This is a genomic window from Aeromicrobium senzhongii (genome assembly GCF_014334735.1).
Lineage (GTDB): Bacteria > Actinomycetota > Actinomycetes > Propionibacteriales > Nocardioidaceae > Aeromicrobium > Aeromicrobium senzhongii.
Genome location: NZ_CP060587.1, coordinates 1,409,776 through 1,422,960, shown reverse-complemented (window position 1 = coordinate 1,422,960; position 13,185 = coordinate 1,409,776). Strand labels below are relative to the sequence as shown.

The window sequence follows — 13,185 nt, the reverse complement described above, 5'->3', positions numbered from 1 at the left end:
ACGCGCAGATCTGTGCTGATGGATCCTCCTGAGATCGGTGGTGGAGGACACGAAAAAAGGTGACCTCCGTCGAAGCGAAAGTCACCACACGCACCCTACGGTGCCGCACACCGCACGATCGTCAGAGACGACCCGCAATGGGTGACCCCCGGATCAAAAACCCGGCAGGTGGGAGTGACCTCCACTTCGATCAACCATGCTAGCAGCCAGATCCTTCCCAACGGAAATCGCACTCCCCTGCGTGTCTGACTTACCCTGAGCCCGTGACCCCGGGAATCGCGCGGTGGACCGGTCGACTCGTCCTGCCCGCCGTGCTCGGCGCACTCGTGCTGGGCTCTGCGGCGACGGCACGGGCCGAGGAGCCTGCGGCTCCCTCGATCGCGTGGGCTCGTGCCAGCGCCTCGGGTCCCATCGGCACCGACGTCACCCTCACCGGCACGGCTGCCGACCTGCCGCAGGGTGCGACCGTGCGGTTGGAGGGAACCGGCGCGCTGAGCGTCGACGGGCCTCGCGTCACCGTGCGCGTGCGCACCGCGGTGGATCCCGTGCGGCTGCGCCTGCAGGTCGTCGATGCGGCCGGAGCGGTCGTGGCGACCTCGGGCACGGCCACCGTCACGGGCACCGCGATCGCCACGTCCCTGCGGCTGCAGAGTCCGAAACGGGTCGTCGACCACCGCAAGGCGCGCTTCGTCGCGACCTGGCGGGCCGCCCACGGCCCGGCGCCCACGGGATCCGTGCGGCTCGAGTTCCGCAAGGCCGGAACGAAGACCTGGCGCAAGGCCCGCACGATCAGCGTCCGGAAGGGAACGGGCTCGGTCACCTTCGCGCCCCGTGACGACGGCCGGTACCGGCTGCGGTTCGCCGGAACCCGGACCTACGCCCGGGCGACGTCGCCGACCAGGGCTCTCGACAACGTCCCGCCCGGCGCCAAGGTGGTGCTCCCCCGGGGCGCTCCCCGGCCCAGCAGCCTCCCGGCCCAGCCCCGGGCGTCCCGTCAGGCCGCCGATGCGAGAATCTCGAAGCTCTCGGACTCGGTCTGGAAGTCGATGAAGGGTCGCAGCTGGCACGCCGGCTGCCCCGTCGGCCGCTCGGACCTGCGGATCGTGCGGGTCAACTACTGGGCCTTCGACGGGTACGTGCGGCGCGGCGAGATCGTCGTCCACCGCAAGGTCGCCGGCAAGACCGCGCGCGCCTTCACCGCCATGTTCAAGGGCCGGCACCCGATCCGGCACATGTACCGCGTCGACCGGTTCGGCTGGTCCAAGTCACTGAAGGGCGCCGACGACCGCAAGTCGATGCGGGCGGACAACACCTCGGGGTTCAACTGCCGCAAGGTCGTCGGCCGGTCCGTGCGCAGCCCGCACGCCTCCGGCCGCGCCATCGACGTGAACCCGTGGGAGAACCCGTTCCGCTCCTCCGGCGGGTGGGTCCCGAACAAATGGTTCGTCACGCACGCCAGTCCGGCACGGGTCACGTGGCGCAGCTCGTCGGACCCCGTGGTGAAGCTCATGCGCAAGCACGGGTTCCGCTGGTCGTACGGCCGCTCCGACATGCACCACTTCGACGGCTGACGCCCCCTAGGCTGTGCCCATGCAGAGCGAACTGTTCAGCCAGGCCAACCTCGAGAAGCAGACGAACGAGCGCTTCGTCGTCCAGAACCCCCAGATGCTGCGCGTCTCCCTCGGTGACGACGTGCTGGCCGTCAAGGGCGCGATGGTCGCGTACCAGGGTGCGGTCACGTTCAACCACGAGAGCGCGGGCTCGATGGGCCGCCTGCTGAAGAAGGCCGTCAGCGGCGACGACGTGCCGCTCATGCGGGTCTCCGGTCAGGGCGAGGTCTTCTTCGCCGACACCGCCGGCTACGTGTTCCTCGTCCAGCTGACCGGTGACGCGCTCAGCGTCAGCGGCCGCAACCTGCTGGCGTTCGACTCGTCCCTGAAGTGGGACATCAAGCGGGTCAAGGCCGGCAGCATGATGGCCGGCGGCCTGTTCAACATGGAACTCTCCGGCACCGGGACCGTGGCGCTGCACGCCGTCGGCCAGCCGGTGGTGCTCGACTGCGCCCAGCAGCCCACCCACGTCGACGTGAACGCGGCGGTCGCCTGGTCGTCGCACCTGCAGCCGCAGCTGGTCAACTCGATGAACGTGCGCTCCATGCTGCGCGGCGGATCGGGCGAGGCGTTCCAGTACCGCTACCACGGTCAGGGCTTCGTGGTCGTCCAGCCGAGCGAGTGGGACAGCGGCGCCAGCGGCTCGTCCGGCGGGTCCTCCGGCGGCGGTGGCGGCATCATCGGCGACCTGTTCAGCTGACCTGACCATGAGCGCTCTTCGCACGATGACTTCGCTCGCCGTTGGCGCTCTCGCCGTGGCGGCCGGCGGGTTCGGCGTCGCCCAAGCGGGTGCCTCCCATGCGACGCCTCCCTCCAGCATCGCCGAGATCGCCGACCAGAAGGTCATCACCGCCAGATGGCACGGGTCGGTACCGGCCAGGGTGACGGAGTACGCGGCCGAGACTCCAGGGGGCATCCGGATCGTCGCGACGTCCCAAGCCGCCTACACCCGCTCCGAGCTGCAGGAGGTGGCGCGGAGGCTGGCCGACTCGACAGAGGGTCGAGCCCTCGGCCTCACGGAGGTCTCGGTGAACTCGGACGGATCGGGCGTGCGGGTCGGCGTGACCGCCGATGTGCCGAGTCAGGACGAGCAGCGGGAGCTCGCGCGGTTCGCGGGTCTACCGGCCTCGGCAATCACGTACGAGGCCGACGTGAACCTCGTCAATCTGCCGGCCACGCGCATCGATCAGGACTAGGCCGGCTCGACCCAGGCGGTGCCGGCGGGCGTCGTGACGAGGACGTGCTCGGCGGCGAGGTGCTCGAGGTCTTCGGTCTCGACGACGCTGAACGACGGCTGGGCCAGGTCGAGCAGCAGGGCCGAGGCGCCCTCCGAGATCGCGGCACGCGCGGCGTCCCGGCCGTAGACGGGGACGGGGCGCGAGTTCGGGTTCCAGCGCGTCATCGTCTCGATCGAGCTGAACGCCAGCAGGGCGGTGCGGCCGTCGGCTCCGGTCATCAGCACCGCGGCCATGTCGGAGTTCTTGTCGCTGCCGTCGGTGGCCTGCTCCCCCAGCACCGCGACCACGGGGACGAACACCCGGGCCGTGCCGAGGGTCGCCAGCACGGTCGTGTCGTCCGTGAGGTCCAGCGTCGGATCGGTCGAGCCGTCGTCGTCCGGGAACGCCGGCGAGGCGAGCGAACGGCCTCCGCCGTGGACGCTCATCGCAGGTGCCCGACGAGCCACGACACCGCGTCGCGCGCGGAGCCGCCCTCACTGCCCTGGATCGCGAACACCGGCAGCCGCCGGCCGTCCTTGGTCTCGACGGTGGGCCACGGCGCACCGGCGCGCATCGAGATGACGGCGATCTCGTCCCAGCGCAGGACGTGCTTGCGGAACCCGTTGACGAAGGTCAGCGACTCCTCGTCGCCGCTGGCCCGGCTCAGGGTGCAGGCCAGCGCGAAGATCGCCACGGCGCAGATCAGCGCGCCGATCGTGACCGTCTCGGACGTGCGGAACTGGTAGCCCTCGGGCAGTCGGGTGCCGATGACGAAGGCCATGACGGTCAGCACGACCACCATCGCCCACATCACGACGATGACACCGGTGGGACGGAAGGTGCGGCGCGTGGTCATATCCATCAGATCCGGCACGACAGGATGTCGGTGACGAGGATGCCGCGACCGCCGAGGGCGTAGAGGTCGTCCATGATCCGTTGGCTGGCGTCGCGCGGAACCATCGCCCGCACCGCGACCCAGCCCTCACGATGAAGCGGCGAGACCGTGGGCGACTCGATGCCGGGCGTGAGGCCGACGGCCTTCTCGACGTTCTCGACGCGGATGTCGTAGTCCATCATCACGTAGGTGCGCGCGACGATGACGCTCTCGAGGCGACGGCGGAAGACCTCCATGCCGGCGGGAGCCTCGGCGGCGGACCGCGTGATCATCAGCGCCTCGGACTGCAGGATCGGCTCGCCGAAGACCTCGAGCCCTGCTTGACGCAGCGTGGTGCCGGTCTCGACGACGTCGGCGATCGCGTCCGCGACGCCCAACCGGATCGAGGTCTCGACGGCGCCGTCGAGGCGCACGACCTGGGCGTCGATGCCCAGGGTCTCGAGGTGCGCCCGGACGATGCCCGGGTACGAGGTGGCGATGCGACGACCGGCCAGCTCGGCCTCGGACGTCAGCGTGCCGCGAGGTGCCGCGAAGCGGAACGTCGAGCCGGCGAAGCCCAGCGTCATGACCTCGTCGGCCTTGGCGCCGGAGTCCAGCAGCAGGTCGCGGCCGGTGATCCCGGCGTCGAGGGTGCCCTCGCCGACGTAGATCGCGATGTCGCGCGGACGCAGGTAGAAGAACTCGACGTCGTTGTCGGCATCGACGCAGACGAGGTCCTTGGCGTTGCGGCGCTGGCGGTAGCCGGCCTCGGCCAGCATCTCGGCAGCAGCCTCGGACAGGGCCCCCTTGTTGGGGACGGCGACCTTGAGCATGTGGTTCCTAGAGGTGTGAGTAGACGTCATCGAGCGAGATGCCAGCGGCGATCATCATCACCTGCGCGTGGTACAGCAGTTGGCTGATCTCCTCGGCCGCACGCGCAGGTCCCTCGTGCTCGGCGGCCATCCACGACTCGGCGGCCTCCTCGACGAGCTTCTTGCCGATCGCGTGCACGCCACCGTCGAGCTCCGCGACGGTGCGGGAGCCCTCGGGGCGGGTGGCGGCCTTCTCGGACAGTTCCGCGAACAGGCCATCGAACGTCTTCATCGCGTCGATCCTATCGGCGAGGGGTCAGACCCCGGAGGGTCACCCATGCCGCGAGCGCCGCCTCGGCGGCCTCACGGCCCTTGTCCTCGTTCGATCCGGGCAGTCCGGCGCGGTCCAGCGCCTGCTGCTCGTCGTCGCACGTGAGCAGTCCGAAGCCCACCGGGACGCCGGTGTCGAGCGCGACGCGCGACAGTCCGTCGGTGGTCGCGGCCGACACGTACTCGAAGTGCGGCGTGCCGCCGCGGATGATGACGCCGAGCGCCACCACCACGTCGTACCCGGCCTTCGCGCAGCCCTGGGCGATGATCGGCAGCTCGAACGAGCCGGCGGCGCGCACGAGCGTGGGGTCGCTGACCCCGGCCTCCTTGAGGGCGCGCTCGGCACCGGCGACGAGGCCGTCCATGACCTCGGTGTGCCAGCTGGACGCCACGATGGCGACCTTCGCGCCGGCCCCGTCGACCGTCAGTTCGGGGGCGCCGTGTCCGGCCATGTCAGCTCTCCTCGTCGATGTGCAGGTCGGGCAGGTCGTGACCCATGCGCGCGGCCTTGGTCTGCAGGTACCGCAGGTTGTCGGGGGTGGGCGCGATGACCACCGGGAGACGCTCGGCGACCTTGACGCCGTACTGCTCCAGCTGGGTGGACTTGTCGGGGTTGTTCGTCATGAGCCGGACCGAGGTGATGCCCAGGTCGCGCAGGATCTGGGCGCCCGCGGCGTAGTCGCGCTCGTCCTCGCCGAATCCCAGCGCGAGGTTCGCGTCGACCGTGTCCTGGCCCTCGTCCTGCAGTTCGTAGGCCTGCAGCTTGTGCAGCAGGCCGATCCCGCGGCCCTCGTGGCCGCGCAGGTAGACCACGATGCCCGCGCCCTCGGCGACGACGGCGGCCATCGCCGCCTCGAACTGCGGTCCGCAGTCGCAGCGGCGCGAGCCGAAGACGTCGCCGGTCAGGCACTCCGAGTGCAGGCGCACCAGCACGTCCTCGGTGCCGGGGTCGCCGTGGACCAGCGCGACGTGCTCGGCGCCGTCGATCCGGTCGCGGTACCCGAGCGCACGGAACTGGCCGAACTCGGTGGGCAGCCGGGTCTCGGCGAGGCGGTCGATCTGCGACTCGTGCAGCCGCAGGTGCACCTGCAGATCCGCAATCGACACGAGCGCCAGCCCGTGCTCGTCGGCGAACTCGCGCAGCTCGGGCGCGCGCTTGAGCGTGCCGTCGTCGTTCATGACCTCGCCGATCACGCCCGCGGGCGTCAGGCCCGCGAGGCGGGCGAAGTCGACGGCGGCCTCGGTGTGACCGGGACGCTCCAGCACTCCCCCGGCCTTCGCGCGCAGCGGCACGATGTGGCCGGGCTGGGTGATCTCGAACGGCTCGGTCGCCGAGTCCGCCAGGACGCGGCAGGTGCGGGCGCGGTCGGAGGCCGAGATGCCCGTGGTGACGCCGTCGCGGGCGTCGATCGAGACCGTGTACGCGGTACGCAACCGGTCGCGGTTGTGCGGGGTCATCAGCGGGATCGCGAGCCGGTCGAGGATCTCGCCGGTGACCGGCGCGCAGACCAGACCGCTGGAGTAACGGACCAGGAAGGCCATGAGCTCGGGCGTGGCCTTGGATGCGGCGAAGATGATGTCGCCCTCGTTCTCGCGGCCCTCGTCGTCGACGACGACGATGGCCTTGCCCTCGCGGATGTCGTTGATCGCGCGCTCGATGCTGTCGAGGCGGACTCCGGAGTACTGCTCGCTCATGCGTGAGCTCCCTTCTCGAGCAGCCGCTCGACGTACTTGGCGATGACGTCCACCTCGAGGTTGACGCGGTCGCCGGGTTGACGGGTGCCGAGCACGGTGTCGGCCAAGGTGGTGGGGATCAGCGAGACGCTGAACCAGTCGTCGCCGGCCTCGACGACCGTGAGCGACGTGCCGTCGACGGTGATCGATCCCTTGTCGACGACGTAGCGGGCGAGCTCGGGCGGCAGGCTGAAGCGGACGACCTCCCAGTGCTCGCTGGGGGTGCGGTCCAGCAACGTCGCCGTGCCGTCGACGTGTCCCTGGACGATGTGGCCGCCCATGCGGGCGCCGGCCTGCATCGCGCGCTCGAGGTTGACCTCGGCGCCCGGCGTCAGGTCGCCCAGGCTGGTCCGGTCGAGCGACTCGCGCATGACGTCGGCGCTGAAGGTGTCCTGCGTCGGGTCGACGACCGTCAGGCAGCAGCCGTTGACGGCGATCGAGTCGCCGTGGGCGGCGTCCGAGGTCACGACGGGTCCGCGGATCGTGATCCTCACGGAGTCGCCGAGGTCGTCCAGGGCCACGACGGTGCCCTTCTCCTCCACCAGTCCGGTGAACATCAGTCCATGTCCTCTCTGGGCGCCCGGCCGGGCGTGCCGATGATGCGGATGTCGGGGCCGACCATGCTCAGGTCGGTGATGGCGATGGGGCGGATGTCCGCCAGCGTCGTGGCCTCGCCCTCGAGCGCGGCACGGCCGGAGCCGAGCATCGCCGGCGCCAGGTAGCCGATGACGCGGTCGATCAGGCCTGCGCCCCAGAAGGCGCCCGCCAGACGCGGTCCGCCCTCGAGCCACACGTGGTGGATGCCGGCCTCGTTCAGCAGGCCCAGTACCTCGTGCGGGTCACGGGACTGGATCAGCCGGGTGGGAGCCACGCGGTCGAGGACGCGGTAGTACTGCGGGATCTTCGACTCCCCCACCACGACCCGCAGCGGCTGGCGGTCGTACGGCAGGGGCCGGTCGTCGTCATCGCGCACCGTGAGCCGGGGATCGTCGGTCAACACCGAGTTCGTGCCCGCCATGATGGCGTCGCACTCGGCCCGGAACTGCTGCACGTCGCGGCGTGCCGTCTGGCTGGTGATCCACTGGCTCGTGCCGTCCGGCGCCGCGCTGAGCCCGTCGAGGGTGGCGGCGTACTTCCAGGTCACGAACGGCCGGCCGTGGACGTGACGGAAGGCCCAGAACCGGATCAGCTCGTCGGTCTCGTCGACCAGGACACCACTCTCGACGTCGACCCCGGCGTCGATCAGCGCCTTCGCTCCCCCGGCGCCCTCCGCGGGATCGCTGGAGCCGTGGACGACCCGGGCGACACCCGCGTCGAGCAGAGCGCGGGTGCACGGGCCGGTCCGGCCGGTGTGGTCGCAGGGCTCGAGCGTCACGACGGCAGTGGCGCCGCGGGCCCGGTCGCCGGCCTGCTTGAGGGCGTCGACCTCGGCGTGGTCGGTGCCGGCGCCACGATGGACGCCGACCGCCAGCTCGGTGCCGTCCGGCGCGAGCAGCACGCAGCCGACCGGAGGGTTGGGCAGCGTGCGGCCCACCGTGCGTGCGGCGTCGATCGCTCGACGCATCGCGTCGATCTCGGTCTGACTGGCCACCGGGCCCCCTGCGGTCGGGCTCACGACACACCGGGGACGGCTCGGACGCGTCGCGCCCGAGCAGCGTGCACCTTCCATCCGGACTTTAACCGTCGGTACCGGAGTTCCACCGGTTCAACCTCAGCCCCGGAGGGCCTCGGGTCGCGGACTGTCACCGCCGGTTCGGACTTTCACCGACCCCGGAGCACGCGAGCGTTAGCTCGTTCTGCGGAGAGTCTACCGGCTCAGTGACAAGCGCCGGCGGCCGTCTCACGCAGACGCTCGACCATCGCGCCCGGGTCGTCCGCGCCGTAGACCGCGGAGCCCGCCACGAACGTGTCGGCGCCGGCCTCGGCGCAACGCTCGATGGTCTCCAGCGACACTCCCCCGTCGACCTGAAGCCAGATGTCGCCGCCGACCTTGTCGAGCAGCGCGCGGGTGCGACGGATCTTGGGCAGGCACAGGTCGAGGAACTTCTGGCCGCCGAATCCCGGCTCGACGGTCATGATCAGCACCATGTCGAGCTCGGGCAGCAGGTCCTCGTAGGGCTCGATCGGCGTCGCGGGCTTGAGCGCCATCGAGGCACGCGCACCCTGGGCACGGATCTCACGAGCGAGCCGTACGGGAGCCTGGGCTGCCTCGACGTGGAACGTCACGCTGGACGCCCCGGCCTCGACGAACTGCGGGGCCCAGCGGTCGGGCTCCTCGATCATGAGGTGCGCGTCGATCGGCTGCGGGGCCGCCTTCGCCAGCGCCTCGATCACCGGAGCGCCGAGCGTCAGGTTCGGCACGAAGTGGTTGTCCATCACGTCCATGTGCAGGTAGTCGGCACTGGGGATCCGTGCCGCCTCCCCCGCCAGGTTCGCGAAGTCGGCGTTCAGCAGGCTCGGGGTGATGCGCATGGGGCGAGGGTACCGAGATCAGGAGCGCCGGACGATGGCGAGGTACATCGCGTCGGTGCCGTCGGTGTGCGGCCACCAGTGGTGCTCGGACTCGAGCTTGAGATCGGGACGGTCCGCGAGAACAGCGTCCACGACCTCGCGGGTCTCGGCCAGCAGCGGCGAGCACGTCGCGTAGCCGACGACGCCGCCCGGACGGACGAGGTCGACAGCGCGGCCCAGCAGCTCGCGCTGCAACGTCACGAGCTCGGGGACGTCCTCAGGCTTGCGACGCCAGCGGGCCTCCGGACGCCGGCGGAGCGCGCCGAGCCCGGTGCACGGGGCGTCCAGCAGGACGCGGTCGAAGGACTCCTCCTCCCACGGACCCTCGCGGCCGTCGAAGACGGTGACCTCGACGTTCTTCAGCGCCTTCACCGACTGACGGACCAGCTCGGCCCGGTGCGGCTGCATCTCGTTGGCGACCAGGGTGGCCCCGCGCTGCGCCGCGAGGGCGCCGAGCAGGGCGGCCTTGCCGCCGGGACCGGCAGCCAGGTCGAGCCAGTGGGTGTCGTAGCCCTCGATCGGGGCCTCGGCGGTCGTGATCGCGACCATCTGCGAGCCCTCGTCCTGCACGCCCGCGCGGCCGTCGCGCACGGCCGGGACGAAGCCGGGGTCGCCGCCACCGGTCATCACCCGGGCGTACGGACTGAGCTGTCCCGTCTCACCGGGCAGGGACCGCGGGTCGACGAGGCCCGGGCGGGCGACCAGCGTGACGTACGGCGGCACGTTGTCGGCCTCGAGCAGGTCCTCGAGCTGGTCCGCACCGACCGCCTGCTCCAGCGCCTCGACGACCCATGTGGGATGCGAGTACCGGACGGCCAGCGCGTCGAGCCGGCTCAGCCCTGCCGTGACCTCGTTGATCCACATGCCGAGGTCCTTCTGCCCGATCTTGCGCAGCACCGCGTTGGTGAACCCGACGGGCCGGTGCCCGATCCGGCGACGGACCAGGTTCACGGTGGTGTCCACGGCGGCGTGCGGGGGCACGCGCATCGCCAGCAGCTGGTGGGTGCCCAGCCGCAACGCGTCGCGCACCGCCGGGTGGACCGTGCCGGTCGCGACGCGGTCGATGATCGCGTCGTACGTGCCCTGGTTGCGGATCGTGTTGTGGGTCAGCTCCGTGGCCAGCGCGGCGTCCCGCTCGGACAGTCCGCCCAGCAGCGTCGGCAGCAGCAGGTTGACGTAGACCTCACGCGTCCGGACCGCCGACATGACCTCGAAGGCGACCTCGCGGGGATCGGTGATGGCGTTGCTCATGCGAACACCACCTCCGTGGCTCCGCCGAGTCCTCGGCCCCAGTCGGCCGCGTTCATCGCCTTCTTGCCGTGCGGCTGCACCTCTCCCAGGATCACGTCCGTGGTGGCGGTGCCGACGCGCACCTCGCGCTTGCCGATCGCCGCGACACCGGGTTCGAGCGTCGAGTCCTCGGCGATCGTGAGCGGCCCGACCTTCAGACGGGCGCCGTCGACCTCGGTCCAGGCGCCCGGCGCGGGAGTGCACCCGCGCACGTGCCGGTCGATGGCAAACGCCGGACGCCGCCAGTCGATGCGGGCGTCCTCGGTGCTGAGCTTGTGGGCGTACGAGACGCCGTCCTCGGGCTGGCTCACTGCGCCGATGTCGCCGTCCTCGATGTGGTCGACCACGTCCACCACGAGCCGCGCTCCCTGGTCCGACAGCCGGCCCAGCAGGGTGCCCGTGGTGTCGTCCTCGCGGATGCGCTCGGTGATCGTGCCCAGCACCGGACCGGCGTCGAGCGCCTCGACGAGGCTGAAGACGGTGGCGCCGGTGACCTCGTCGCCGGCCATGATCGACCGCTGGACGGGCGCGGCACCGCGCCACGACGGCAGCACCGAGTAGTGCAGGTTGATCCAGCCGAACTCGAGCGCGTCCAGGACGTCGCGGCGCAGCAGCGCGCCGTACGCGACGATCACGCCCACCCGCGCCTCGGTCGCGGCGAGCTCGTCGAGGAACTCGGGGTCGGACGTCGACGTGGGCTTCAGGACGGGGATGCCGTGGGCCTCGGCGGCGACGGCGACCGGCGACGGCTGCAGGGACCGTCCCCGGCCGACGCGCGCGTCGGGACGGGTGATGACGGCGGCGACCTCGTGGCGGCTGGCGACGAGCGCCTCGAGCGTCGGGACTGCGGTGGCCGGCGTGCCGGCGAAGACGATCTTCACCCGCCGAGTCTAGGTCGTGGGCACCCGGGGCTCAGAAGGCGACGGGGTCGACCTGGATCCGCACGGGCGGTTCCTTGGCCGCGCTGCGCTCGCCGGCGACGCCCTTGAGGACCTTCGCCAGCGCCAGGCCCTCGCGTCGTGGCACGCGCAGAATGAGTCGGTCGCGGCCGGGCTCGACCGGGACCGGACCCAGCACGTCGACGAACGGCGGCCACTCGCGCGTCGAGAGCCCGGTGATGACGTCTGCGGGACCGTCGACCGTGGCCAGCCGACCGACCGGAGGCAGGTGGGTCTGGGCGCGGTCGGCCAGCTCGCGCGCCGCGACACCCGCCGGGTCGGCGCGCACGAGTCCCTGCAGAATGCCGCTGTCGCCCACCGCGACCGCTCGGGCGCCGTACGCGGCCAGCGCGAGGGCGTTGAACCACCGCCGGTGCGACTCCTCGAAGACCCGGACGTCGTCGCGCGCCAGCATGAGCCAGGTGTCGAGCAGCACGACCACGGCGTAGCCGCCGGGCACCACCGGCTCGGCTCCGGGAGTGGCCAGCACGAGAGCCGTCTCGTCGCGCTCGATGCGGTCCAGCACCGTCTGCCCGCCGGACGTGACGATCGCGCGGCCGGGGAACGCCGCGGCGAACTCCTCCGCCGTGCGCAGCTGCCCGACCACGGGGGCGCGCAGCCGCGTGCCGTGACACTCGCCGCACTGCCACTGCGCCACCGTCGTGGCACACCAGCGGCAGGCCAGGGGTGCGTCGGCACGGTGCTGCACGAGCGGTCCGGCACACGCGGGGCACTGGGCCGGGGTGCGGCAGCGGTCGCAGACCAGTGAGGTCCGGTAGCCGCGCCGCGGCACCTGGATCAGCACCGGGCCGTGAGCGGCTCGGACCATCTCGAAGACCGCGGCGGGCAGCCGTGCCGGCGCGGCGCCGTGCTCGGTCCCGTCGGTCACGTCGACCACGGGCCACTCCCGCCGGCGGGCGGGCTGGTCGCCCACGATCTCGGCGCACCAGCCCTGCTCGACGAGCGACTGCGCCTCGGCCGTGCGGGCGTGTCCGGCGATCAGGACGGCGGCACCGGTCTCGACGGCGCGGGTCAGCAGCACCTCGCGGGTGTGCGGGTAGGGAGCGCGCGGCTCGGCGTACAGGTCGTCGCCGTCGTCCCAGATCACGACGAGACCGAGGTCGTGGACCGGCGCGTAGGCGGCGCCTCGGGTCCCCAACACCACGTGCACCTCGCCGCGGGACACGCGCAGGAAGTTGCGGTAGCGCGCCGCGGGCTTGTCGGCGGCGGTCAAGGTCACGTGGGCGCCGGGACCGAGCGCCTCGGCGAAGACTGCGTCCCAGCGCGCGACGTCGCGCACGTCGGGCACGCAGACGACGGCGCCGCGGCCCGCCCGGACGACGGCGGACACCGCCTCGGCGACGGCGCGCTCGGGCTCGTGGCGCGGCAGGGCGTTGAGGACGGCGCGGGGCGACTGGCCGGCCGCGAGCGCCTGTACGTAGGCCGCGCCGTGCACGTAGGCGTGCCACGACGCGTCACCGATGTCGGGCGGCTCGGGCGGCGTCGCACCGCCGGGATGGGCCTCGGCGCGGGCGTGCCGCGGCGGGATCGCCAGGCGCAGCACGTCGGCGATCGTGCCGGCGTACCGGTCGGCCACGTCACGGGCCAGCCGCGCGATCTCGGGCGTCAGGACCGGCTCGGGCGACACGACCTTCGCGATCGTCGCCAGCTTGCCCTCGTGGGCGGTGTCGTCGGCGAGCTCGAGCACGTAGCCGTCGACGAGGCGCCCGGCGAACCGCACCTTGATGCGGCACCCCGCCACGACCTCGAGGTCGTCGGGGACGGCGTAGTCGAACGGGCGGTCCAGATGCGACAGCGGCGTGTCGACGAGGATTCTCGCGACACGCCGCTGGGCGGGACTCACTCCGG

15 protein-coding genes and 1 riboswitch are annotated in these 13,185 nt (G+C 71.8%); of the genes, 3 read left to right on the top strand and 12 right to left on the bottom strand.

Annotation, left to right across the window (positions count from 1 at the left end; all coding sequences use genetic code 11):
- Positions 1–263 precede the first annotated feature (263 nt).
- The 3 genes from H9L21_RS07180 to H9L21_RS07170 are packed head-to-tail and all read left to right on the top strand — an operon-like array spanning position 264 to position 2,806.
- Positions 264–1,571: a M15 family metallopeptidase gene (locus H9L21_RS07180; protein WP_154595094.1), complete on the top strand. Its 1,308-nt coding sequence runs from the start codon at positions 264–266 to the stop codon at positions 1,569–1,571.
- Between the two features lie 19 nt (positions 1,572–1,590).
- Positions 1,591–2,310, top strand: a complete 720-nt coding sequence (locus H9L21_RS07175) for an AIM24 family protein (protein ID WP_154595095.1) — start codon at positions 1,591–1,593, stop codon at positions 2,308–2,310.
- A gap of 7 nt (positions 2,311–2,317) precedes the next feature.
- A complete protein-coding gene (locus H9L21_RS07170) occupies positions 2,318–2,806 on the top strand; it encodes a hypothetical protein (protein ID WP_154595096.1) in 489 nt (162 codons plus the stop codon).
- On the opposite strand, the gene H9L21_RS07165 is transcribed toward H9L21_RS07170, so the two are convergent.
- The 12 genes from H9L21_RS07165 to H9L21_RS07110 all read right to left on the bottom strand — a co-directional run bounded on the left by H9L21_RS07165 (position 2,803) and on the right by H9L21_RS07110 (position 13,180).
- Positions 2,803–3,273 (bottom strand): SseB family protein, encoded by a 471-nt coding sequence (locus H9L21_RS07165; protein WP_154595097.1) that lies wholly within the window; start codon positions 3,271–3,273, stop codon positions 2,803–2,805. The two genes, H9L21_RS07170 and H9L21_RS07165, sit on opposite strands and share 4 nt — an antisense overlap.
- Positions 3,270–3,683, bottom strand: a complete 414-nt coding sequence (locus tag H9L21_RS07160; protein WP_187411897.1) for a PH domain-containing protein — start codon at positions 3,681–3,683, stop codon at positions 3,270–3,272. The genes H9L21_RS07165 and H9L21_RS07160 overlap by 4 nt, the downstream gene beginning before the upstream one ends.
- 5 nt (positions 3,684–3,688) lie before the next feature.
- The gene (gene hisG / locus H9L21_RS07155; RefSeq protein ID WP_154595099.1) at positions 3,689–4,534 is read right to left on the bottom strand and encodes an ATP phosphoribosyltransferase; all 846 of its coding nucleotides are present in this window, start codon (positions 4,532–4,534) and stop codon (positions 3,689–3,691) included.
- Between the two features lie 7 nt (positions 4,535–4,541).
- Positions 4,542–4,805, bottom strand: coding sequence for a phosphoribosyl-ATP diphosphatase (locus H9L21_RS07150; protein ID WP_154595100.1), 264 nt, complete (start codon positions 4,803–4,805; stop codon positions 4,542–4,544).
- 10 nt (positions 4,806–4,815) lie between these two features.
- Complete coding sequence (gene ribH / locus H9L21_RS07145; protein WP_154595101.1) at positions 4,816–5,295, bottom strand: 6,7-dimethyl-8-ribityllumazine synthase; 480 nt, start codon at positions 5,293–5,295, stop codon at positions 4,816–4,818.
- A gap of 1 nt (position 5,296) precedes the next feature.
- Positions 5,297–6,538: a bifunctional 3,4-dihydroxy-2-butanone-4-phosphate synthase/GTP cyclohydrolase II gene (locus H9L21_RS07140; protein WP_154595102.1), complete on the bottom strand. Its 1,242-nt coding sequence runs from the start codon at positions 6,536–6,538 to the stop codon at positions 5,297–5,299.
- Positions 6,535–7,134 carry a riboflavin synthase gene (locus H9L21_RS07135; protein ID WP_154595103.1) on the bottom strand — a complete coding sequence of 200 codons (600 nt, stop codon included), beginning with the start codon at positions 7,132–7,134 and terminating at the stop codon, positions 6,535–6,537. The genes H9L21_RS07140 and H9L21_RS07135 overlap by 4 nt, the downstream gene beginning before the upstream one ends.
- The gene (gene ribD, locus H9L21_RS07130; protein ID WP_230081373.1) at positions 7,134–8,141 is read right to left on the bottom strand and encodes a bifunctional diaminohydroxyphosphoribosylaminopyrimidine deaminase/5-amino-6-(5-phosphoribosylamino)uracil reductase RibD; all 1,008 of its coding nucleotides are present in this window, start codon (positions 8,139–8,141) and stop codon (positions 7,134–7,136) included. The genes H9L21_RS07135 and ribD overlap by 1 nt, the downstream gene beginning before the upstream one ends.
- 89 nt (positions 8,142–8,230) lie before the next feature.
- Positions 8,231–8,359: riboswitch (FMN riboswitch) on the bottom strand.
- A gap of 33 nt (positions 8,360–8,392) precedes the next feature.
- On the bottom strand, positions 8,393–9,049 hold the full coding sequence (gene rpe, locus H9L21_RS07125) for a ribulose-phosphate 3-epimerase (protein ID WP_154595105.1): 657 nt from the start codon (positions 9,047–9,049) through the stop codon (positions 8,393–8,395).
- An 18-nt stretch (positions 9,050–9,067) separates the two neighbouring features.
- Entirely contained in the window at positions 9,068–10,339 is a 1,272-nt protein-coding gene (locus H9L21_RS07120; protein WP_154595106.1) for an RsmB/NOP family class I SAM-dependent RNA methyltransferase, read from the bottom strand.
- Complete coding sequence (gene fmt / locus H9L21_RS07115; protein WP_187411896.1) at positions 10,336–11,259, bottom strand: methionyl-tRNA formyltransferase; 924 nt, start codon at positions 11,257–11,259, stop codon at positions 10,336–10,338. The genes H9L21_RS07120 and fmt overlap by 4 nt, the downstream gene beginning before the upstream one ends.
- Positions 11,260–11,290: 31 nt before the next feature.
- Positions 11,291–13,180: a primosomal protein N' family DNA-binding protein gene (locus tag H9L21_RS07110; protein ID WP_255467397.1), complete on the bottom strand. Its 1,890-nt coding sequence runs from the start codon at positions 13,178–13,180 to the stop codon at positions 11,291–11,293.
- Between the last annotated feature and the right edge of the window lie 5 nt (positions 13,181–13,185).